This window comes from Actinocorallia aurantiaca, from assembly GCF_039533685.1.
GTDB lineage: Bacteria > Actinomycetota > Actinomycetes > Streptosporangiales > Streptosporangiaceae > Actinocorallia > Actinocorallia aurantiaca.
Genome location: NZ_BAAATZ010000009.1, coordinates 26,124 through 47,300, shown reverse-complemented (window position 1 = coordinate 47,300; position 21,177 = coordinate 26,124). Strand labels below are relative to the sequence as shown.

The window sequence follows — 21,177 nt, the reverse complement described above, 5'->3', positions numbered from 1 at the left end:
GGGTCCATAACGGGTGGCACCGGTAGGAGAGTCGATGCACGAGACCGAACAGCGGGTGCGCTCTGCCCGCGAGACGACCACGGCGCCCGTCGCGCCCCGGGCCGGCGAGCGGTACGAGCGCTACGCCTGCGGCAGCCCCGAGTTCGAGCGCAGGCTCTTCGACCGGCTCGCGCGCGAGCTCATGATGGTCCAGCTGAAGACGAAGAAGCGGAGCGGCGCGCGAACCGTCGACCGGGCCTTCTACGCCAAGGGGCTCCTCGGCGTGGAGGACGCAAGGCTGCGCTTCCTTCCCGACCTCCCCGAAGACCTGCGGGTCGGCTTCGCACGGCCCGGCGCCGAGTACCCGGTCATCGCGCGGTTCTCCAACGCCAGCGGTCTCCGCCAGGCGGATTCCGAACCCGACCTCCGCGGCGTGGCCCTGCGGATCCAGGTGGGCCGCGAGGAGGCCCACGACCTCATCATGACCAACCACCCGGTCTCCCACGCCGGGAACGCGATCGAGTTCGTCGCGTTCGCGCAGGCCACGGCGGGCGCCGACACCGCCCCGCGCAAGGCCTTCGCGATGTTCGTCAAGCTGCCCCGTAAGGTCGGCTGGGCCACCGCCTCGCGGATGCGGCGCAACGTCCGGGCGGGCGCCGGACGCGAGGTCCGCAGCCTGGCGACGGAGACGTTCTGGAGCCAGGGCGCCATGCTGTGGGGCGAGGCGGGGCCCGTGCGGTTCCTCCTGCGGCCCGCGCCGGACGCCTTCCAGGCCCCTCCCCCGTCGAAGAGCGACCCCGATCATCTGAGCCACGAGATGGCCTCGCGCCTGTCCAGGGGGGACGTCGTCTTCGAACTGTGCGTCCAGCGGTACCGGGATCCCAGGCGCACGCCCGTCGAGAACGCGGCCGTCGCCTGGAGGGAGAAGGACTCCCCCGCCATCCCCGTCGCGACGCTGACCGTGCCGCGCCAGAACGTCGACACCGCCACGGCCCGCGCCGCCGCCCGGCGCGTCGACGGGCTCGCCTTCGACCCGTGGAACACCACGGACGACTTCCGCCCCCTCGGGAACATCAACCGCGCCCGCAAGGCCGCGTACGAGGCGGGCAGCGCCCACCGGCGCGGACACCGGTTCGTCACCCCCGTCCCGCGCCGCAACGTCATCGCCGTCAAGGTCCTGGACCGGGGGTTCGGCGTCCTCAACCGGTTCGTCCCGTGGCACAGGCTGCCCACCGGGCTCGGCCTGCTGAACCTCATCGCCGACCGGGAGAGGATGCGCCGACGCAACCTCATCGACACCGAGGTCCGCGAGGCCCCGCCGAAGCCGCGCCCGGTCCCTCCGCTCATCGACGAGGAACTGCTCACGCGGCGCAGTTTCGACGGCACCTACAACGACCTCTCCGAACCGGTGATGGGCTCCCTCGGCACCGCCTTCGGACGCAACATGCCGCCCGTCCGCCGGCCGTCCCTGGCCAACATCCCCAACCCGGTGACCGTCAGCAGGCAGCTGCTGCACCGCCGGGAGTTCATCCCGGCCCGCACCCTCAACCTGCTGGCCGCCTCGTGGATCCAGTTCCAGGTGCACGACTGGGTCAACCACAAGCGCTACCCCGCGGGCACCAGGAGCGTCGAGGTGCCGCTGCCTCCCGGCATGACGTGGGCCAACGTCCCGGGAGGGCCGCCCGAGCGGGTGATGCGCTTCGCCGAGAACCACGGCGTCCCCGTCGCCCCCGGCGAGCCGCCCATCCTGTTCGCCAACACCGCCTCCCACTGGTGGGACGGCTCGGAGGTCTACGGCGGCGACGAGGCCGTCGCCCGGTCCCTGCGCGACCCCGACGGCGGCGCGGAGCTCGACCTGGAGGAGGGCCACCTGCCGACCGGTCCCGACGGCGTCCCGATCACCGGGTTCCGGGACAACTGGTGGCTGGGTCTCAGCCTCATGCACACGCTCTTCGCCCGGGAGCACAACACCGTGTGCGGGGTGCTGCGCGCCGAGTACCCGCGCATGGACGAGGAGCGGATCTACCACACGGCGCGGCTCGTCGTCTCCGCGCTCATCGCCAAGATCCACACTGTGGAGTGGACTCCGGCGATCCTCGCCACCGAGGCGATCGACATCGGCCTGCACGCCAACTGGGACGGGCCGCCGAGCAACTGGCTGACGCAGCTGGGCCTGTGGCTGGCCGACCGGCACGCGCTCACCGGAATCCCCGGGACGCTGCCCGACCACCACGGTGTTCCGTACTCGCTCACCGAGGAGTTCGTCACCGTCTACCGGATGCATCCGCTGATCCCCGACGACTACGAGTTCGCCGACCACCGCTCCGGCCGTCCGCTGGGCTCGCTGGGGTTCGACGACCTGCAGGGTTCGGCCTCCGAGACCGTCCTGCGCCAGACGGGCTTCGCGAACGCGCTCTACTCGTTCGGCATCGCCCATCCGGGCGCGATCACCCTGCACAACTATCCGAGGTCGCTGCAGCGGCTGGAGCGGGACGGGGAGGTCATCGACCTGTCGGTGGTCGACCTCGTGCGCACCCGCAGCCGCGGCGTGCCCCGCTACAACGACTTCCTCTCCGGCCTGGGCAAGCCGCGCATCCGCCGGTTCGAGGATCTCGGCGCCGGCCCGGAGACGACGGCGCGGCTCAGGGACGTCTACCGGAAGGTCGACGACATCGACACGATGGTCGGCCTGTTCGCCGAGAACCCTCCGCAGGGTTTCGGCTTCAGCGACACGGCCTTCCGCATCTTCCTCCTCATGGCCACCCGCCGCCTGCAGAGCGACCGCTTCCTGACCGTCGACTTCAGGCCGGAGATCTACACTCCGCTCGGCCTGGACTGGATAGCCCACAACGGCATGAAGGACGTCCTGATGCGCCACTGCCCGGAACTGGCGTCCTTCCTGCCCCGGGAGGCGAGCGCCTTCGCCCCCTGGCGCCCGACCCTCCCCGAGGAGCCCCCGATAGGCGGCCCCAAGTTCTCCTGACCCCCGGCGGGCGGGCCCGCACGGCCCGCCCGCCGGGGGTCAGCCGAGGACGGTGCCGCAGACGGCCGTCCCACTCAGCTGCCATTCACTGGAGAAGCTCTTCAGCCGGTGGGCGGAGAGGGTGACGGACTTCAGGTCGGGGGCGACCCACAGCGAGGTGAGACCCAGTTCCTGGGCCGGGGAGACTCCCGTGGCGGAGCTGTCGCGACGGATGGCCCTGATGTCGGCGCCCAAGATGGACAGATCGAACTCGAAAGGGCACTTCACTTCGGTGGTCAGAGTGTCGCCGGAACTCTCCGTGCTTTCCACGGTGCTTTCGTCGGAGAGGAAGAGACGTACGGGGTCCGCGCACACCGCGTGGGCGGTGACGCCCTTCGCCTCGGAGATGAGGGGCGCGTAGGCCTTGGCGATTCCGGTCTCGACGCGGAAGCCGAACGACCGGATGCCGAAGGCGGGGGTGATGCCGTCCTCGTGGGAGGAGGCGTCGACACCGCCGCCGAGCACGGCGCTCCCCTCCCTGCAATCGGCTTCGGCGCTGCCCGCACGCGTGGAGGAGTAGGTGTCCTCACTGGTGGAGGTCACGTAGTCGAGGCCGATGAGAGGGGCGGCGCAGAGGGCGTAGGCCTCGAGTCTCCACCGCCCCCGGTAGCCGTCGTGGTCCTCGGCCGCGCGGACCCGGTAGGCGTTCTCCTCCTCCAGCGGCGCCAGCGAGGTCAGCCGGACCTCCCGGCCACCGCCGACGACCCGGCCGCCCCCGCTGATCACCCTCTTGTCGTCCGGGCACTTCGCGGACGCCGACCTCACTCCCTCCGACGACATGGGGGCGGAGTCGGTCACTTTCACCAACCCCAGAACCGGCTGCCCTTCCAGCGCGCCCTGGTCCTCGATCTCGCCCTGGCAACCAGCCACCAGCACCAGGGCGACGGCCCCCAGAATCCGGTGTCCCCGCCACCCGCCCATGTACGGCCTCCCTCGCCTCTGGGAAGACCCTCTCCGGTCCGGGGATGCCGGACCAGGGACTTCGGCCCCGAAGGGACCGGGACCGCGCGCCGGGACAAGGCCGGGGCCACCCCTGCCGCGTCAGGCGACCTTGACCGTATGGGCGCCCACGCTGATGGTGATGTCGAGGTGTCCTCCGAGCGCCGCCGCATAAGCACGGAGAGTCTCGAGTTCCATGGCCTCGATGTCACCGTTCTCGATCTGGGAGACGCGCGCCTGGGAGACGCCCAGGACCTGTGCCACCTCTCCCTGCGTCTTGCCCAGTGCCTTGCGGAGTTCCTTGAGGTGGTAGCCCGCCACCTGCGCGTCCAGTGCCGCAACCGCCCTCGCCTGGAGTTCCGGATCTGCCAGTTCCGGATGGCGGCGATGCGCCTCGGCCTTGACCTCTTGCCAACGACGTCCAACGCTCATCGGTTTTTCTCCTTCCCGATTTCGGCGCGGTAATCGGCATAACGCGCTTCGGCGAGCGGAATCGCCTCTTCATACCATCGCGACCACTGACCCGCTTTGTCTCCCGCAACCAAGAAGATCGCAGCCCGGTCCGGATCGAAGACGAACAGCATCCGCAAGAGGGAAGTCGAAGCAGGTGTCGCGGGCCGGTCAGGCGGCGGGGTGGCGGGCCTCGTGGAAGAGGTGGCGGTAGGCGCGGCGGAGGGCGGCCATGTCGGTCACGGGTTCGGGGAAGGGGAAGCGGAGGTCGAAGGGGGGCGGGGCGGAGGCGTCGGGGGGCGTGCAGCGGACTCGCAGGCCGAAGCAGTCCAGGCCCACGGCCCGGACGGAAGGGGCGGGGGTGACGTCGCCGAAGCGGTGCCCGAACAGGGCCTGGAGTTCGTTGCGGTGGTGGGAGTCCAGGTGGGAGACGAGGGCGGGTTCCACCGCGACGAACGGGTCGGGGGCCGCCTCGGCGTAGTCCTCCGGCTCGATGACGGAGTCGCCCCACATGTCGCGCAGGTGGACCTCGGCGACCTCCAGGGACAGGATCGTCCACTCGGGTTCGTCGCCCGGCAGGGGGATGCGCACCCCGATGTCGAGGAGGTCGGGGCGGGGGTGCAGGCGGGAGAGGCGGACGGCCGCCTCGCGCCGGGACTCCGCGGGGACCTCGGTGACCCAGCCGTGCAGCCAGGCCGTGCCGCGCACCCGGTCGGGGAGCGGCACCGGCGACAGGTCGGTGATCTGCAGGGTCACGGGCAGGTCGGGGGCGTGCCGCAGGCTCTGCACCACCGGGGAGGCGGAGGGCATGAGCAGCAGCGGGGCGCCGTCGGGGCCCGTCACGTGCGCGGCGACGAGCTCCTCGGTCAGGTCCAGCGCGGTCAGCGAACCGCCGGCGACGCCGTAGGCGAGGGTGCGTGCCCGCTCGGCGGGTCCGGGTCTGCAGGTCACCGAGGGCTCCTTCGGAAGCGGGATTGGCTTAGGTTAGGCTAGCCTTACTTAGGCATACCTAACCACGAAGGAGCACCATGAACAACCCCCGGCCGAAGGCGAAGCTCTCCCGCGCGCTCGGCATCCCGCTGACGCCCAAGTGCGTGAAGTACTTCGAGGCCCGCCCGTACCCGCCCGGGGTGCACGGCCGGGGCCGCAAGAAGGACTCCCCCTACAAGGCGCAGCTCCTGGAGAAGCAGCGCCTGCGCGCGCAGTACAACATCCGCGAGGCCCAGCTCCGCCTGGCCTTCGACCGGGCCCGCAAGGTGGAGGGCAAGACCGGCGAGGCCCTGGTGGTCGACCTCGAGCGCCGCCTCGACGCCCTGGTCCTGCGCGCCGGGTTCGCCCGGACGATCTACCAGGCCCGCCAGTTCGTCGTGCACCGCCACATCCTGGTGAACGGCAGGCGCGTGGACCGCCCCTCCTACCGGCTGCGGCCGGGCGACTTCATCTCCGTCGCGGAGAAGAGCCGCTCGCTGCTCCCCTTCCAGACCGCCGCGCAGGGCGGTTACGCCCCCGCGGTCTCCGCCCCCTACCTGGACGTGCGGGCCGAGGCGCTGCTCGCCCGGCTGGAGCGGCTGCCCGAGCGGCGGGAGATCCCGGTCGTCTGCGACGAGCAGCAGGTGGTGGAGTTCTACAGCCGCTGACCCGCGCTCGCGGTGCCGATGGTCCGTTTCATGTGCTTATGTAACTAGCGTGGAGCATGGAGACGGCCGGCTGGTCGCGGGACGCTATCGGCTGCTGGGACTACTGGGGGAAGGCAGCATGGGCGCCGCCTGGCGGGCCCATGACGAGCACATGCGCCGCGACGTGGCGCTGAAGCAGCTCCGCCTGCCCGCCACCGGAACGCACCAGCGGGACGTGCTGGTCGCCAGGATGGAACGCGAGGCCCGCGCCGCCGGAGGGCTGCGCCATCCCAACATCATCACCGTCTACGACCAGTTCCGGGACGAGGACGACCTCCCCTGGATCGTCATGGAACTGGTCCCCGGCCCGTCCCTGGCGGGTCTGCTGCAGTCCGCCGGGCCGCTCTCCCCCGAGGAGGCGGCCCGGATCGGCGCGCACGTGGCCGAGGCCCTCGCCGTCGCGCACGGAGAGGGCGTCGTCCACCGCGACATCAAGCCCGGCAACATCCTTCTGGAGAAGGACCGGTCGATCATCACCGACTTCGGCATCGCCGTCCTCGAGGACGCCACGACCGCGCTGACCGCCACCGGCACGATCGTCGGCACCCCCGCCTACCTCGCGCCCGAGCAGATCAGGGGCGAGAGCGCCACCCCCGCCTCCGACCTGTGGTCGCTGGGCGCCACGCTCTACACCGCCGTGGAGGGCCGCGCCCCCTTCCAGGCCCCCAACACCGCGGCCCTGCTCTTCGCCATCAGCCGGGCCGAACCCGAGCCCCCGCGCAACGCCGGCCCGCTGACCTCCGTCCTGCAGAGCCTGATGAACCCCGACCCGGCCGGCCGCCCCACCGCCGAGGAGGCCGCGGCCCTGCTGAACGACTCCTCCCCCGCCCCGGCCCCCGCCCGGGTCCGGACCGCTCCGGCCCCCGCGTATCCCGTCTTCGCGTCCTGCGGGCCGCCGCTCGAGGGCCACACCAACGTGATCAGGGCCGTGGCGTTCAGCCCCGACGGGCGGCACCTGGCCAGCGGCGACAGGGACGGCACCGTACGCCTGTGGGACGTGGAGCGCCGCACCCTGGCCGCTCCCCCGGTCCTCGCCCACACCACCGTGGCCGACTCGGTGGCGTTCAGTCCCGACGGGCGGCTCCTGGCCAGCAGCGGCGACCACGCGATCCGCCTGTGGGACGCCGCGACCCTCGCCCCCGCCGCGGAACCCCTGCACGGCCACACCCACGGGGTGCGCTCGGTGGCGTTCAGCCCCGACGGACTGCTGCTGGCCAGCGGCGGCACCGACGGGACCGTCCGCGTGTGGGACATGAACAGCCCCGCGCCCGTCTCGGTGTTCGAGCACCCCGGCTGGGTCCTGTCGGTCGCCTTCAGCCCCGACGGGCGGCTGCTGGCCGGCGGCGGCAGCGAGGGCGTCATCCGGCTGTGGGACATGACGGCCCACGCCCCCTTCGGGCTCCCCGTCCAGGACCACGCGGGCTCGGTCGCCCGCGTCGCCTTCAGCCCCGACGGGCGACTGCTCGCCGGCTGCGGCAGCGACCGGACCGTCCGGCTGTGGGACGCCGCCTCCCTCGCCCCCGTCGGCGGCCCCCTGGGCGAGAACGACGGCTGGGTCCTGGCCCTGGCGTTCAGCCCCGACGGGCGGCTCCTGGCCGCCGGCGGCGAGGAGGGCGCCGTCCGGCTGTGGGACCCGGTCGCCCGCACCCCGCTGGATCAGGTCCTGAAGGCCGACGACGGGTCGGTCGAGGCGCTGGCCTTCAGCCCCGACGGCTCGCTGCTGGTCGCCGGCGGCGGCGACCAGGTCCTCCGGCTGTGGAGGCTCCGCTGAGCCTCATCCCAGGGAGGGCAGTTCCCTGCGGCCCCTGGCCTCCAGCAGGAGCAGGGACTCCTCCAGCGCGGCCCGCTGCCCGTCGCTGAGCGGCCCGGAGAAGAACTCCCGCAGCACCTCGCTGTGCACGAGCAGGGCGCGGCGCAGCGTCTCGCGCCCCCTGCCGGTGAGGGAGACCTGCTGGACCCTGCGGTCGGTGGGCGAGGTGGCGCGGACGACCAGGCCCGCGCCCTCCATCCGGTTGACCAGCCGGGTCATGCCGCCGCTGGTGAGGATCATCTCCTGGGCCAGGTGGCTCATCGACCGGCAGCCGTCGTCCAGCCGCAGCAGCACCTCGAGCATGACGTGGGTGATGCCTGCGCGCCGTTCCAGCGCCCGTCCCACGATGCGCTCCAGGCGGGTCGTCGCGCTCAGCAACAGCCCGAACTCCCGGATCAGCTGCTCGTCCGGGATGTGCTCCGAGTCGGCGTCCACCACGGTCCCACTTTCTGTCCACCCGGGGCCCGTCTTACCGAAAACCCCCGGACACGAAGGTATCCGGGGGTTTCGTCGAGCGGAATCGAAAGCGTCAGTTCTTCTCGTCCTTATTCTCCGGCTTATCCGCCTTATCCGGGGACGCGGAGGGCGTCCCGTTCGGAACGGCTCCCGTCGGCGTGCTCGCGGAGGAGGCGCTCTCGCTCCCGGCCGGGACCATCGAGCTGATCATCCACTCGCCGTCCCGCTTGATCAGGCCGAGGGTCAGGTGGCTCTTGGCGATCGTCTGGGGCTCGGCCAGCGCGGTGGACTCGCCCCGCAGGTCGAACACCAGGACGGCGCTGGCCAGGTTCCCGTCGACCGAACCGACGTAGACGGCGTAGGTGGTGGACTTCAACCTGGTCTTCTGCGACTCCAGCTGTTCGCGGAGGGCCGTCAGGTCCACCTTCTTGCGCTCTTCGAGCGCGTCGCCCACGAGATAGGTCATCGCCTTCTTGTTGGCGCTCTCGACGTCGTCGTAGGAGTAGGTGGCCATCAGGTCGCCGAAGGCCGTGACGCGGGAGACGAGCTCCTTGCGCTCTTCGGCCGCTCCGGCCGCCGACCTCCACTGGAACAGCGCGAAACCGGCGAGCAGCGCCAGGACCACGACCGCGACCGTCAGCAGGAGGGGGGTCCTGCCGCCGGCGCCGGACGGGACCGCCGGGAGCTTTCCGCGTCCGGACGGAGTCTTCACGACGGGCTTCTTCACCGGCGCGGGCTCGGTGTCGGCCTCGGCCTCGGCCTCGGTGTCGGTGTCGGTGTCGGCCTTGAGGAGGGTGACCCCGGCTCCGGCCTCGTCCTTCGCCTCGCCCGGAACCCCGGGTTCGGCGGCCTTCTCGTCGGCCGTCCCGTCGAGCTCCTCGTCGTCGAGGATCTCGATTACCCGGACGCGCCGTACGGGCTTCTTGTCCGGCCCAGTGGTGGTGCTCACTCAGTTCTCCTCGGGGTGTTCACCGGCGACGGCGCCGAGCCCAGGCCAGGGCGGGGACAGAACGTACCGCAACTCGCACCAGCACCAAAAGGGCCAGGACCGGAGGGAGGTAGACCAGCCACGCGGGCGGTCCTCCGGGCTCCGACGCGGCGGCGGGACGGGCCACGACCGTGCTCGGCGTGCCCGCGGGGGTGACGGCGGGCGCGGCGGCCCGCTCGTCCGTACGGCTCTCTTCTCCGTCGCCGTCCTTCCGGTCCGCGTTCCGGGCGGGGACCGCCCGGAACGGGTCGGCGCCGTTGGAGCAGACCGGGACGTCCTGCACCGCGGGCTGCGGCAGCGGCGCCTTGAAGTCCTTGGGCGCCTCGCCCTTGGTGGCGATGATCGCCGCCAGGTTGATCGCCTTCTGGTACTCGGTCCCGGTCGGCCGGATGATGTCGTCGAGGGCGAGGACCAGCTGGTCGGCCATGCCGAGCGCGCTCTCCAGGTCCCGCAGGTTCCGCCGCGTGCCCAGCGGCCCCAGGGTCCCCGCACCGAGCGAGTTCAGGCTGCAGCCGACCAACGTGTCGGTCTGCTCGACGAAGGCGGCCAGCCGGGAGGTGTATCCGGGAGCGCGCTCGGTCAGCTCCTTGATCTCGGCGCGCAGGGCGGCCAGCGGCCCGACGATCGCCGCGGAACCGTCGATGGTGTTCCCCAGCGCGTCCTTGTGCCCGGCCAGGGAGCGGGTGAGCTTCGAGAGGTCCTCGGTGAGCCCGTCGATCAGCTCGGTCCGCTCGGCGAAGGTCGAGGTGAGCTCGTCACCGCCGTCGATGATCTGGCGCAGGGAGTCCTCGCGGCCCTCCAGGCCCTTGGCCAGCTCGCTCCACAGCAGCTTCGTGGCCTCCGGGTCGACGGCGTCGAGCCCGTCGATCACCTTGGAGAACAGGTCGCCGTAGGAGACCGGGACGGAGGTGTTCTCCTTCGGGATCATCCCGCCGGGCCGCATCGGCTCGGACAGGTCGGCCCCGGGCAGCGGGGACAGGTCGACGTACGGCTCGCCGACCGCCGACTTGCGCCCCGCCGCGGCCTTGAGCGCCGCGGGGAGCCGCACCCCGCGGCGGATGGCCAGCTCGGTCACCACCTTGCCGCCCTCGTCGTCCAGCCGGATCGACTTGATCTCGCCGACGCCGACTCCGAGATAGGCGACCTCGAAGTTCTCGTGCAGTCCCGGCGAGGAGACGAACTCCGCGCGGATCGTGTACGGCCGGTCCACGAAGTCGAACCTGACGACGTTCTGCACGGCCCACACCGCCATCACGGCCGAGAGGACCGCGAACACGGTGACGTTGATGAGGATGCGCCTGCCGTTCACCGCCCGCCTCCCTGCTGGATGATCTGGTCGAGGAACGGGAAGAGCAGGCTGGACGGGTCGTCCTTGGACGCGTCGTTGCGGAAGCCGGCCCGGATCGAGCCGAACAGCAGCAGCTGCCCGTCGTAGACGACCTTCGGCACGACCTCCTGGAACTCCGCCAGGCTGGCCACCAGCCGGTTCAGCTGCTCGGTGCTGGAGCCGATCGTCTCCAGTGTCGGGTCGAGTCTCTTGAGCATCGTCCGCATCTTCTCGGCCCGCCCGACGAACACCTTGTCGTTGAGCTGCCGCGCGGTGGCCGTCAGCCGGTCGACCGTGTGGATGATCTTCTCTTTGTTGTCGTCGATCAGGCCGATGGTCCGCTCGATGTCGCCGGACGCGAAGGAGGCCTCGTGCTTCTCCAGCATCCGGCCGAGCTTGGCCAGCTGGTCGATGGCGTCGCCGAGCTCCTCGCGCTGTCCGGCGACGATCGCCAGCAGGTCCCCGGACTGGGCGACCATGTCGTTGAGCTTGGGGCCCTGGCCCTCCAGCGCCGTCGCGCCCTCGTTGAGGAGGGTCGCCACGTCGTCGCCGCTGATCGCCCGGAGGATCTCCCCGGCGCTGTCGGCGACCTGCTCGAACTGCGGGGCGACGCTGGTCCGCTCGATCCGCGCGCCGTTCTGGAGGTGGGGGCCGCGCGCCATGTCGCCGCCCTCGGGCAGGGTCAGCTTCACGTAGTTCTCGCCCAGCAGGGAGGTCTGCGCGACCTCCGCCGACGTGCCCGCCGGGATCCTGTACTCGTCCTCGACCGAGATGGTGACCTCGGCCTCGTAGCCGACCAGCCGCACCTTCGTGACGCTGCCGATCTGGATGTCGCTCATCTGCACGCTGTGCCCGGCGACGAGGTTCTGCGCGTCGCTGAACCTGGCGACCAGGGTCAGCTTCCCGGTCGGCGCGCCGAGCGTCGAGGGGGTGCAGGCGCTGCTCGCTCCGAGGGCCGTCACCAGGGCCAGCAGCGGGAGAAGCCGTCTCATTCAGTCCTCCCACTCGCAGTTGGCGAACGCGGGCTGGGGCAGGATGCACTCGCTCCCGTCCGAGACGCCGAGCTCGCGCGCGAGGTTGCGCAGCGACGGGTCGAGCGAGAGTTTCAGCGTGGCGGTGTGCGACTTGGGGTCCCAGGTGTCCAGGAAGGCCTTGGCGACCTTGGGCAGCGAGTTGACCAGCTGCTCCAGTTGCCCGCTGTTGCCCTTCAGCACCAGGGTGACCTGGGTGAGGACGCGCAGGTCGTCCACGAGCGTGCCCTCGTACTTCTTCAGCAGGACGTCGCCGCTGCGCACCAGCCGCACCAGCGACTTCACCAGCTTCTCGATCTCGTCGCGCTCCTGGGCGAACACGGAGGTGGCCGCGGAGAGCTGCTCGATCATGTCGCCGAGCACGTCCTCCTTGCCCTTCACCACGTCCGACAGGACCGAGAGGTTCTCGGCCAGCCCGGCCAGGGAGTCGGCCTGCCCTCCGAGGGTCTCGGTGAGCCGCCCGCTCTCCTGCAGCACCTGGTTGAAGACCTCCCCGTTGCCCTCGAACGACTCGGCGGCGTTGCGGGTGGCCTTCCTCGCCTGCATCGGGTCGATGGCGTCGAGCACCTCGGTGAAGGCGGCGAGCGCGTCGTCGGTCTCGATCGGCAGGACGGTGTCCTTCTGCTCGATGACGAACCGCGACGGCGCCTTGGGCCCGCCGGCGTAGGCGGGGTAGAGCACCAGGTTGCGCTCCCCGACGAGGTTCAGCGGCACGATCGAGGCCTTCACCCCTGCGGGCAGCGGGACGTCCCCGTCCACGGTCGCCTCGACCCTGACCTTGTCGGCCAGGATCTCGACCTTCTCGACGGTACCGACGTCGATGCCCATCACCTTGACGTTCGAGCCGGCGTAAAAGCTGGTGGCCCGGTCGAAGTAGACGGTCAGGCGGGTCTGCCCCGCCCCGTCCAGGACCGAGCATCCGGCCGCCGGGACCAGCGCCGCGGCCAGGCCGAGGGCCGCCAGTCTCATTCGGGAGATCACGGTCGCGCCTCCGGGGGAAGAATCGTCCGGGTGGGCTGGAGCACGCCCAGGCCCGTCGCCACGAAGGCGAGGTTCCCGGTGCTCCCCGCGTTGGCCAGCGCCTCGAAGGAGGGGCCGAGCAGCGCCAGGGTGGTGTTCAGGTTGCCGATGTTCGGCTCCAGCCGCTCGGTGATGGTGTGCAGGTTGGCCAGCAGGTCGTCGAGCTCCTTGCCCCGCTTGTCCACCACGTCCGCCAGCACCGTGACGGTCCGGCTGTTGCCGCCGAGCGCGTCGGACAGCTCGCCCTTGTGCGCGGCGAGCGTCTTCAGCAGGGTCCGTGAGGCCTCGATCAATCGGGTGAGGTCGGCGTTCTTGGTGGCCAGCGTGCCGGTCAGCTCGTTGGCGTCGGCGATGAGCTGCTGGAACTGCGGGCTCTTCTCGTTCAGCGCGGCGTTCAGCGTGCTGATGTTCGTGAGCAGCTTGTTGAGGTTCTTCTGCGACGGGAGGGTGAGCTTCTCGGTCTCCTTCAGGACCTTGGTGAGCGACTCCATGTCGAGCGTGCCGAGGTCGCCCGTCGACTTGTTGAGGGCGTCCACGACCGTGTACGGGGTGCCGGTGCGCTCCTTGGGGATGCGCCTCTTCTCCGCCGGCAGTGTGTGCAGGTAGGGCTTCTGCACGGGTCCGGTGAGCTTGAGGAACCGGCCGCCGAGCAGATTGGACAGCTGCACGTCGGCGCGAGTCCTGGGACCGAGCTCCACACCGCTGTTCAGCCGGAAGGTGACGACGACGTAGCCCTTCTGGAAGTTCGGGTCGATGCCGGAGACCGACCCGACCTTCACCCCGGCCAGGCGGACGTCGTCCCTCGTCTGGATTCCGCCCGTCTCGGTGAACACGGCGGTCACGTCGTAGCCGCCGCGGAACAGGCCGAGCTGCCCGTACAGGAAGGCGAAGGCGAGCATGGCGCCGACGACGGCCATCGAGACGACCGCCACGAGCCTGCGGTCGAGGTCGCGCAGCGAGGCCAGGCGGGGGCGCCCGCCGCGCACGCTCACGACGCGGGAGAGGGCCTTCTTCATCACTGGCCTCCCTGTCCTGAGAGTTGTCCGAGCAGGTTGCGGAGCGTCGCCGTGCCGTCGCGCCGCTCCTGGTCGGTCGTCTTGTTCTCCGGTCCGGGCAACCGCATCGGGGTGGGGCAGGAGCCCTGGACGACGTTGAGGCACATCGCGTTGACCCGCAGATAATGGCCGCCGTTGACGATGCTGAACAGGGAGCGCAGCGCGGGCGGCAGGCCCTGCAGGACCTTCTCCAACTGGCCGACGTCGTCGGCCGCGGCCTGGGCGAACCGGTCGAGGTTGAAGATGGCGCGGTCCAGCTCCCGCTGGTTGCCGCTGATCACCTTGTCCAGCGTGCGGCTGACCTGGGCCAGCTCGCCGCTCGCCGAGCCGAGCAGGTCGGTGTTGCCGGCGAACGCCTCGCTGATGGCGACCAGGTCGTCGATGACCTGCTCGATCTGCCCGTCCCGCCGGACCGCCACGTTCGTCAGGCTGGAGTAGCTGTCCAGGATCGAGGTGAGCTGGTCCTTGCGGTCGGCGAACGTCTTCACGACGTTCTGCAGGTTGACCGTCATCAGGTTGATGTTCTCGGTGTTGCCCTCGAGCATCCGCGCGACCGCCTGGAGGATCTTGTTGAGCTGCGCGGGATCGAGGTTTCGGGTGAGCGGCCCGAGCGTGTTGACGATCTCGCCTAGGTCGACCACCGCCTTGGTGGACTTCAGCCGCGAACCGTCCTCCAGCCACTGGCCGGTCCGCGTGTTCCCCGGCACCAGGTAGATCATCCGCTGGCCCATGAGGTTGCGCCAGCGGATCTCCGCGGTGCTGTCGGCGGGCAGCCTCACCTCGCGGTCGACCAGCATGGTGACCTCGGCCCTGCCGCGCACCACCTTGACCCCGGTCACCTTGCCCACGGGCGCGCCGGAGACCTTGACCAGGTCGTTGGCGATGAGCCCGCCGACGTCCTCGAAGCCGGCGCGCAGCTCGTACCGCTCGTTGAAGCTGCTGCCGACGATCATCGCGCCGATGTAGTAGGTCAGGACCAGGCTGACGACCGTGAAGGCGAGCACCTTGACCAGGATGGAGGGGGCCGGGCCGTACCGCCCGATAGTGCGGCGCGCCATCAGCCGTTCCCCTTCTTCTTCGTCTTCTTCTTCGGGTCGTCCTTGTCGGTGTAGGTCCACTCCGGCGGACACAGGTCGGGCAGCTCGTCGCACAGGTTGAGCGAGACGTACAGGTTCGTGTTGCCCAGCCGGGTGCCCTGGGGGCCCGGCACCTGCATGATCGCGGCCAGCCCGCCGAAGAGGCTGCTGATCCCGTTGATCAGGCTGACCAGCTCCGGCTGGCGGCTGTAGAGGCTGTCGTTGAGCAGCGAGCCCTTGTCGATCAGCAGGGCGAGGTCGTCGCCGTTGTTCTCGAGCGTGGCGGAGAGCGCGTCGGCCAGGACCGCCGCGTTGTCCAGGGTCTGCTCGAAGCCTTCGGGATCCTCGGCGAGGGTCTTGTTGAGGGCGGTCGCGTCGTCCAGCAGCCGGTCGATCGTCTCGGTCCGGCTCCCGAACACGCCGGCCAGGGCCGTCGCGTCCTTCAGCGCCCGCGAGGTGCCCTTGCGGTTGCGGTGCAGGAGTTCGAGCACCTTCTGGCCGTTGTCGGTGGTCCGCCGCAGCTTCTCCCCGTTGCCGCGCAGGGCCTCGGCGAGGGTGTGCACCACGGTGGAGAGGTCCTCGGGGTCGATCGCCGCGGCGAGGTCGGCGATGGGGCGCCCGGTGTCGGAGAGCTCGGCCGGGTCGGAGGTCCTGGTGATGACGGCCTCCGACTTCAGGAAGGGGCCGACGCCCTCTCCCTGGCCGAAGTCCAGGGAGAGGTCCTTGGGCCCGAAGACCGAGGTCGGCTCGACCCCGACCGAGACCGTGGCGGGCACCCGGATGTCCTCGTCGACGCGGAACCGCACCCGGGCCCGGCCCTTGCCGTCCAGCTTCACCGAGACGACGGAGCCGACGGTCATGCCGCGGACCTTCACCTTCGACTGCCCGTCCAGGCCCTGCCCGGCGCGGTTGAAGGTGGCGTTGAAGTAGTGCGACGGGGGGTCCGACGGGGTGGCCGCCACCGCCGCGGCGACGGCGACCGCCGCGGCGATCCCCGTGCCGAGGAGGGCGAACCTCGTCCTGGCCGCCTTGGAGAGGGAGAGATCTGAGCTGCTCATCCGGTGAGGCTCACCGACCCTCCGTTACCCCAGAAGATGTAGGACAGCAGCAGGTTGACCAGCACGATCGCCACTCCGGACTCACGGATCGCGTTGCCCGCCGCGATGCCCACGCCGACCGGACCGCCGCTGGCGTAGTAGCCGCGGTAGCAGTGGATGAACATGACGATGAACGCGAAGACGATCACCTTCAGGACGCTGTAGAAGACGTCCTGAGGTGGCAGGTAGATGTGGAAGTAGTAGTCGTAGACGCCTTCGGACATCCCGAAGAACTGCACCGAGATGAACTTGGTCGCGAAGAAGCTGGCGAACAGCGCCAGCAGGTACAGCGGGACCAGCGCGACGACGGTCGCGGCGATGCGGGTGCAGACCAGGTAGGCGATGGAGTTGATGCCCATCACCTCCAGGGCGTCGATCTCCTCGCTGATGCGCATCGCGCCGATCTCGGCGGTGCAGGCGCTGCCCACCTGGGAGACGAGTGCGATGCCGGTGATGACCGGCCCCATCTCCCGGATGGTGGAGAAGCTGGAGACCAGTCCGGTGAAGGACTCGACGCCGATGCGCTCCAGGGACGGGTAGCCCTGGACGCCGACGAGCGCGCCGGTGAGGAACGACATCGCGAAGATGACGAACACCATGCCGCCGCCGATGAAGAGGGCGTTCACACCAATGGTCATGTCGCTCATATGGCGCACGACGGCTTTGCCGTATTTGCGGCGAATGATCAGATCGACCACCAGGTGGTGGACGACCCGGCCCAGGAAGATGGGCAGGTTCGCCGCCTCCGGCAGCCTCTTGACCCGATCCTGGACGGCGACGCCCAGTTTGCGCCCGGGGAGGATGGCAGCCAAGGGGGTTCCTCGCAGGTTCAGAACTTGGGGGGGACGAGAACGGTGTAGAGCGTCTCGATGGTGTAGTTCAGGGCGAAGACCAGCAGGGAGGTCGCGACGGTCGCCCGGGTGACCGCCCGTCCCACGCCGGCCGGCCCGTACTCGCAGTTCATGCCCATCATGCAGGCGACGGCCGCGGCGGTCAGGCCGAACATCCACGCCTTGAAGAGGGTGACGCCCAGGTCGGAGATCTGCAGCAGCGCGGCGGCCCCGTCGAAGTACGCGCCCGGGGTGACGCCCTGCTGGATGACGTTGAAGTAGAAGCCTCCCGCGGTCCCCGACAGGATCACCATGGAGCACAGCAGGACGCTGACGACGCTCGCGGCCCACAGGCGGGGGGTCACCAGCCGGTGGGTCGGGTTGATGCCCATGACCTCCAGCGCCGACAGCTCGTCGCGGATCCGCCGCGCCCCCATGTCGGAGGTCATGGCGCTGCCGCCGGATCCCGCGATCAGCAGGGCCGCCGCCAGCGGCGCGACCTGGCGCACCATGCCCGCGACGACCAGCGCGCCGGTGCTGGACTCGGCGCCGATCTGGCGGGCGATGTCACCGACCTGGAGCGAGATCGTCGCGCCGAGCGGAATGGCGATGAGCAGCAGGGGCACGGTGGTGACCCGGATCATGAACCAGCACTGCTCGATGAACTCGCCCCACCAGGTGCGGACGTCCCAGGTGCGCCGCAGCCCCTCGAGGAGGGTCACGAACAGCTCGCCGGTCTCGTCCAGGAGCTTGCCGGCCTGCTTGAGCGCGAGCCCGGGCCCCCGTTGCAGCAGCAGAGCCATCGCCGGACCCCTTCATTACCAAGAGCGACTTGAGCCACAGAGGGCGACACAGGTCACATATCGCGGATGAGGGGACTCTACTGGCATTCGGTCTAAGACGGGAATACCCGTTTCCAGATTTGGTGAGAACAACCGATCCGCCTGTTGTCACTGGTGAGAGCACACGAAACCAACATGAGGTTTCTTCACAATTGCCCCTCGGCCGGAACGAGGGTTGGATCAGTTCGTGAACCACACCCTCGCCGAAGCCGCCGCCCTCCAGGACGACCTCCAGGACCTCCGGCGCGACCTCCACACCGAACCCGAACTGGGCCTCCACCTGCCCGCCACCCAGGACAAGGTGCTGCGCTCCCTGGAAGGGCTCCCCCTGGAGATCACCACCGGCAGGGCGCTCTCCTCGGTGACCGCCGTCCTGCGCGGCGGCGCCCCCGGCCCGACGGTGCTGCTGCGCGCCGACATGGACGCCCTGCCGCTCGACGAGCACACCGGGGTCGAGTTCCGCTCCCGCCGCACCGGCGCCATGCACGCCTGCGGCCACGACCTGCACACCGCGATGCTCGTCGGCGCGGCCCGGCTGCTGTCACGCCGGGACGACCTGCCCGGCAGCGTCGTCTTCATGTTCCAGCCGGGCGAGGAGGGCTACGCCGGCGCCCGAATGATGATCGACGAGGGCGTCCTGGAGGCGACCTGGCAGAAACCGGTGGCCGCGTACGCCCTCCACGTCACGTCCTCGCTGCTGCCGTCCGGGTTCGTGCTGTGCAAGGACGGGCCCATCATGGCCGCGGCCGACACCGTCACGGTCACGGTGCACGGCAAGGGCGGCCACTCGTCCATGCCCTACGTCACCCGCGACCCCATCCCCGCCGCGTGCGAGATGGTCGGCGCGCTCCAGACGTTCGTCACGCGCTCCTTCAACGTCTTCGACCCGGTCGTCCTGACGGTCGGCAGCTTCCACGCCGGGGACGCGCCCAACGTCATCCCGCACGACGCGATGTTCACCGCGACCGTCCGCTCCTTCTCCGCCGAGTCGCAGAAGAAGGTGCAGACGGGCCTGCGCCGGGTCGTCGAGGGCATCGCGGCCGCGCACGACGTGTCGGCGGACGTCGACTACCGCGTCGACTACCCCGTGACGGTCAACGACCCCGGCGAGGCCGCGTTCCTCGGCGCCGCCGCCCGCGGGCTGCTCGGCGAGGACCGGTACATGGACGCGCCCCACCCCGTGTCGGCCTCCGAGGACTTCTCCTTCGTGCTGGACGCCGTCCCCGGCGCGATGGCGCTGCTCGGCGCCTGCGCGCCGGACCGGGATCCGCTGACCGCCCCCGGCAACCACTCCGCGGAGGCCGAGTTCGACGACTCCGTGCTGGCCCGCGGCAGCGCGCTGTACGCCGAACTGGCCCTGCGCAGGCTCCACCGCGGATGATTTTTCCGCTCCGGCTGTTCCACGCGCACGCCGCAGGGGGCATCCTTCTTGTCCATGCAGGACTCCCCTTTCCGCCGGGCCCTCGGCAGCATCACGGTCGTCCTGGTCGTGATGCTCGGGCTCGGCGCCGCCGTGCTGTACGTCGACTTCGGCGAGGCCGACCCGCCCGCCATCGCCGAGACGGAGGGCCTCTCCGCGAACGAGGCGCTCCGGATGGTGCAGCAGTCCGACATGAGGCCGCTGGAACCGCTCGTGGCCGACGCCATCGCCAACGCCAAGCGCCGCGCGTTCCTGAAGGAGAAGGCGGCCAAGGAGAAGGCCCGGCGCAAGGCCGCCTGGTACAAGAAGCACAAGAAGGAGATCGACGCCAAGCTCGCCGCGGAGAAGCTGGCCAAGATGCCGAACCCGAGCTCCGCGGAGAACAAGGAGGCCGGCCGCAAGCTCAACGCGGCCCGGGGCTGGGACGCCTGCTGGCCGGCCCTGCTGACCCTCTGGGAGCACGAGAGCAACTGGAACGAGCGCGCCGACAACCCCTGGAGCGACGCCTACGGGATCCCGCAGGCGCTCCCCGGCTCCAAGATGTCCTCGGCGGGCCCGAACTGGGAGACCAACGCCACCACCCAGATGCTGTGGGGGCTCTCCTACATCAAGGCGCGTTACAAGGATCCGTGCGGCGCCTGGTCGTTCTGGCAGCGCAACAACTGGTACTAGGCGCTCAGGAGGAGGCGGTCTTCGCCGCTTCCAGCTCGGCCGACTTCTTCGCGTACTCCTCGGGGAAGACGTTCTCGGCCAGCGCGATGTCCCCGAAGATCATCCAGTCGGGGGCGAGCTCCTTGGAGTACCGCTCGAAGTACAGGAACTGCTTGCTGACCAGGACGAGCTCCTGGGGCGAGTCGACCTGGTACTGCTTGGCCATGTCCATGATCAGGCCGATGGTCTTGCCGAGGCTGATGCCGGCCATGCCGGACTTGAGGATGGGACCGAAGATCATCTCCAGCCGCATGGCGATCTCGGCGTCCGTGCCGATGCCCTCGGGGATCATGCCGAGCGCGCGGTAGTGCGGGACCAGCCGGTTGAAGTCGGCGTCGAACATGCCGGTGTAGAACATGTCCTTCAGCAGTTCCCGCCAGGGGCCCGTCACCTCGCCCATGATGCCGAAGTCCAGGTAGCACATGCGGCCGTCGTCCAGCAGCCAGAGGTTGCCGGCGTGCAGGTCCCCGTGGAAGACCCCGCGCAGCAGCGCCGACTCCACCCAGACCTTGACGCCCCGCCGCAGCATCTCCGCGCCGTCCACCCCGCGGGCGCGGATCTCCTCGAACTCGTCCAGCGGGATGCCGTGCATGCGCTCCATGCAGATGACCTGCGGACCGCAGTAGTCCCAGTAGATCTCGGGGACCGCCACGTCGTAGTTGTCGTCGAAGTCGTGCAGGTGCGCGCGGTAGTCGTGCTGGCGCTGCGCCTCCAGCGCGCTGTTGAGCTCCTGGAAGGTGACCGAGTGCAGGTCGGCGACGGCGGCGGAGGGCTTCATCGCCAGCGCGTTCTTGGAGACCCGCTCCAGCAGCCGGGTGACGGCGTAGGCGACCCGCAGGTCGGTCGCCATGGTGCGGCTGATGTCCGGGCGCTGCACCTTGATGACCGCCTCCCGCCCGTCGGTCAGCACGCAGGCGTGCACCTGACCGATGGAGGCGGCGGACAGCGGCACGGGCTCGAAGCTCTTGAAGATCTCCTCCGGCGGCGCGCCGAGGCTCTCGGTGATGACGCGGCGCACCTCGTCGACGCCGAACGGCTTGACCGCGTACAGGCAGCGCACGGCGGCGTCCGCCAGCGGCTTGGGAAAGAGCCCCGGCGAGGACGCGATGACCTGGCCGAGCTTGACGAAGGTGGGGCCGAGCTTCTCGAAGGCGTCGATGACCCCGCGCGAGGCGGCGGCCTTCCAGTTCTTCTCGCCCCGCCGCACCAGCCACTTCGCCAGTTGCAGGAGCACCTGGGACGCGAGGACCGCCATCACGGCCGCCAGGCGCCCCGGATCCCGCCAGGTCAGCGTCTTCAGTGGAGGCGATTCGACCTTCAGGTCCGCAGCGGAGGGGCCGTCTGCGTAGGGGCCGTGAAACGCCATGTATGCCTCCGGGGTGTAAGAGAAGTCACTGCGAAAACTAGCTCATTGCGACAAAAGCGTCGATATGTTGCACGTCACTCCC

At 70.2% G+C, this 21,177-nt stretch carries 20 protein-coding genes; 5 read left to right on the top strand and 15 right to left on the bottom strand.

Going from position 1 to position 21,177, the window contains the following annotated elements:
• The first annotated feature begins 34 nt into the window (after positions 1-34).
• A complete protein-coding gene (locus tag ABD327_RS12965; RefSeq protein WP_344450579.1) occupies positions 35-2,962 on the top strand; it encodes a peroxidase family protein in 2,928 nt (975 codons plus the stop codon).
• Positions 2,963-3,001: 39 nt separating this feature from the next.
• On the opposite strand, the gene ABD327_RS12960 is transcribed toward ABD327_RS12965, so the two are convergent.
• From ABD327_RS12960 to ABD327_RS12945, 4 genes are all read right to left on the bottom strand, one after another.
• Positions 3,002-3,922, bottom strand: coding sequence for a hypothetical protein (locus tag ABD327_RS12960; protein ID WP_344450578.1), 921 nt, complete (start codon positions 3,920-3,922; stop codon positions 3,002-3,004).
• Between the two features lie 120 nt (positions 3,923-4,042).
• Positions 4,043-4,372, bottom strand: a complete 330-nt coding sequence (locus ABD327_RS12955) for a helix-turn-helix domain-containing protein (protein WP_344450577.1) — start codon at positions 4,370-4,372, stop codon at positions 4,043-4,045.
• Positions 4,369-4,530 (bottom strand): type II toxin-antitoxin system RelE/ParE family toxin, encoded by a 162-nt coding sequence (locus ABD327_RS12950; protein WP_425547105.1) that lies wholly within the window; start codon positions 4,528-4,530, stop codon positions 4,369-4,371. The genes ABD327_RS12955 and ABD327_RS12950 overlap by 4 nt, the downstream gene beginning before the upstream one ends.
• A gap of 31 nt (positions 4,531-4,561) precedes the next feature.
• Entirely contained in the window at positions 4,562-5,341 is a 780-nt protein-coding gene (locus ABD327_RS12945) for a DUF2470 domain-containing protein (protein ID WP_344450576.1), read from the bottom strand.
• A 77-nt stretch (positions 5,342-5,418) separates the two neighbouring features.
• Here ABD327_RS12945 and rpsD point away from each other — a divergent pair, with 77 nt between their 5' ends.
• Both rpsD and ABD327_RS12935 read left to right on the top strand, forming a co-directional pair.
• The gene (gene rpsD / locus ABD327_RS12940; RefSeq protein WP_344450575.1) at positions 5,419-6,027 is read left to right on the top strand and encodes a 30S ribosomal protein S4; all 609 of its coding nucleotides are present in this window, start codon (positions 5,419-5,421) and stop codon (positions 6,025-6,027) included.
• Positions 6,028-6,076: 49 nt separating this feature from the next.
• Complete coding sequence (locus tag ABD327_RS12935) at positions 6,077-7,837, top strand: WD40 repeat domain-containing serine/threonine protein kinase (RefSeq protein WP_344450574.1); 1,761 nt, start codon at positions 6,077-6,079, stop codon at positions 7,835-7,837.
• 3 nt (positions 7,838-7,840) lie between these two features.
• Here ABD327_RS12935 and ABD327_RS12930 read toward each other — a convergent pair whose 3' ends face one another.
• The 10 genes from ABD327_RS12930 to ABD327_RS12885 form a co-directional block, all read right to left on the bottom strand.
• Complete coding sequence (locus ABD327_RS12930) at positions 7,841-8,314, bottom strand: MarR family winged helix-turn-helix transcriptional regulator (protein WP_344450573.1); 474 nt, start codon at positions 8,312-8,314, stop codon at positions 7,841-7,843.
• Positions 8,315-8,405: 91 nt separating this feature from the next.
• Positions 8,406-9,281, bottom strand: coding sequence for a hypothetical protein (locus tag ABD327_RS12925; RefSeq protein WP_344450572.1), 876 nt, complete (start codon positions 9,279-9,281; stop codon positions 8,406-8,408).
• Between the two features lie 19 nt (positions 9,282-9,300).
• Positions 9,301-10,629, bottom strand: coding sequence for an MlaD family protein (locus ABD327_RS12920; protein WP_344450571.1), 1,329 nt, complete (start codon positions 10,627-10,629; stop codon positions 9,301-9,303).
• Positions 10,626-11,639, bottom strand: a complete 1,014-nt coding sequence (locus ABD327_RS12915; protein WP_344450570.1) for an MCE family protein — start codon at positions 11,637-11,639, stop codon at positions 10,626-10,628. The genes ABD327_RS12920 and ABD327_RS12915 overlap by 4 nt, the downstream gene beginning before the upstream one ends.
• Positions 11,640-12,659 carry an MCE family protein gene (locus ABD327_RS12910; RefSeq protein ID WP_344450569.1) on the bottom strand — a complete coding sequence of 340 codons (1,020 nt, stop codon included), beginning with the start codon at positions 12,657-12,659 and terminating at the stop codon, positions 11,640-11,642.
• Positions 12,656-13,714 (bottom strand): MlaD family protein, encoded by a 1,059-nt coding sequence (locus ABD327_RS12905; protein ID WP_344450568.1) that lies wholly within the window; start codon positions 13,712-13,714, stop codon positions 12,656-12,658. The genes ABD327_RS12910 and ABD327_RS12905 overlap by 4 nt, the downstream gene beginning before the upstream one ends.
• Positions 13,714-14,811, bottom strand: a complete 1,098-nt coding sequence (locus tag ABD327_RS12900; RefSeq protein ID WP_344450567.1) for an MCE family protein — start codon at positions 14,809-14,811, stop codon at positions 13,714-13,716. Before ABD327_RS12900 ends, ABD327_RS12905 begins: the two co-directional genes overlap by 1 nt.
• A complete protein-coding gene (locus ABD327_RS12895; protein ID WP_344450566.1) occupies positions 14,811-15,887 on the bottom strand; it encodes an MCE family protein in 1,077 nt (358 codons plus the stop codon). The genes ABD327_RS12900 and ABD327_RS12895 overlap by 1 nt, the downstream gene beginning before the upstream one ends.
• Complete coding sequence (locus ABD327_RS12890) at positions 15,884-16,738, bottom strand: ABC transporter permease (protein WP_344450565.1); 855 nt, start codon at positions 16,736-16,738, stop codon at positions 15,884-15,886. The genes ABD327_RS12895 and ABD327_RS12890 overlap by 4 nt, the downstream gene beginning before the upstream one ends.
• Before the next feature lie 17 nt (positions 16,739-16,755).
• Complete coding sequence (locus tag ABD327_RS12885; RefSeq protein ID WP_344450564.1) at positions 16,756-17,559, bottom strand: MlaE family ABC transporter permease; 804 nt, start codon at positions 17,557-17,559, stop codon at positions 16,756-16,758.
• A 226-nt stretch (positions 17,560-17,785) separates the two neighbouring features.
• Here ABD327_RS12885 and ABD327_RS12880 point away from each other — a divergent pair, with 226 nt between their 5' ends.
• Entirely contained in the window at positions 17,786-18,979 is a 1,194-nt protein-coding gene (locus tag ABD327_RS12880) for a M20 metallopeptidase family protein (RefSeq protein WP_344450563.1), read from the top strand.
• A 54-nt stretch (positions 18,980-19,033) separates the two neighbouring features.
• Positions 19,034-19,690 carry an aggregation-promoting factor C-terminal-like domain-containing protein gene (locus ABD327_RS12875; protein WP_344450562.1) on the top strand — a complete coding sequence of 219 codons (657 nt, stop codon included), beginning with the start codon at positions 19,034-19,036 and terminating at the stop codon, positions 19,688-19,690.
• 4 nt (positions 19,691-19,694) lie between these two features.
• Here the strand turns inward: ABD327_RS12875 and ABD327_RS12870 are convergent, their stop codons facing one another.
• Positions 19,695-21,095: an ABC1 kinase family protein gene (locus tag ABD327_RS12870; protein WP_344450561.1), complete on the bottom strand. Its 1,401-nt coding sequence runs from the start codon at positions 21,093-21,095 to the stop codon at positions 19,695-19,697.
• Positions 21,096-21,177: the final 82 nt, after the last annotated feature.

Bases quoted from the DNA above. Each gene is read 5' to 3' on its own strand.
- ABD327_RS12965 (WP_344450579.1), top strand. From the start codon at position 35: ATGCACGAGACCGAACAGCGGGTGCGCTCTGCCCGCGAGACGACCACG.
- ABD327_RS12960 (WP_344450578.1), bottom strand. From the start codon at position 3,922: ATGGGCGGGTGGCGGGGACACCGGATTCTGGGGGCCGTCGCCCTGGTG.
- ABD327_RS12955 (WP_344450577.1), bottom strand. From the start codon at position 4,372: ATGAGCGTTGGACGTCGTTGGCAAGAGGTCAAGGCCGAGGCGCATCGC.
- rpsD (WP_344450575.1), top strand. From the start codon at position 5,419: ATGAACAACCCCCGGCCGAAGGCGAAGCTCTCCCGCGCGCTCGGCATC.
- ABD327_RS12915 (WP_344450570.1), bottom strand. From the start codon at position 11,639: ATGAGACGGCTTCTCCCGCTGCTGGCCCTGGTGACGGCCCTCGGAGCG.
- ABD327_RS12905 (WP_344450568.1), bottom strand. From the start codon at position 13,714: ATGAAGAAGGCCCTCTCCCGCGTCGTGAGCGTGCGCGGCGGGCGCCCC.
- ABD327_RS12900 (WP_344450567.1), bottom strand. From the start codon at position 14,811: ATGGCGCGCCGCACTATCGGGCGGTACGGCCCGGCCCCCTCCATCCTG.
- ABD327_RS12895 (WP_344450566.1), bottom strand. From the start codon at position 15,887: ATGAGCAGCTCAGATCTCTCCCTCTCCAAGGCGGCCAGGACGAGGTTC.
- ABD327_RS12885 (WP_344450564.1), bottom strand. From the start codon at position 17,559: ATGGCTCTGCTGCTGCAACGGGGGCCCGGGCTCGCGCTCAAGCAGGCC.
- ABD327_RS12875 (WP_344450562.1), top strand. From the start codon at position 19,034: ATGCAGGACTCCCCTTTCCGCCGGGCCCTCGGCAGCATCACGGTCGTC.
- ABD327_RS12870 (WP_344450561.1), bottom strand. From the start codon at position 21,095: ATGGCGTTTCACGGCCCCTACGCAGACGGCCCCTCCGCTGCGGACCTG.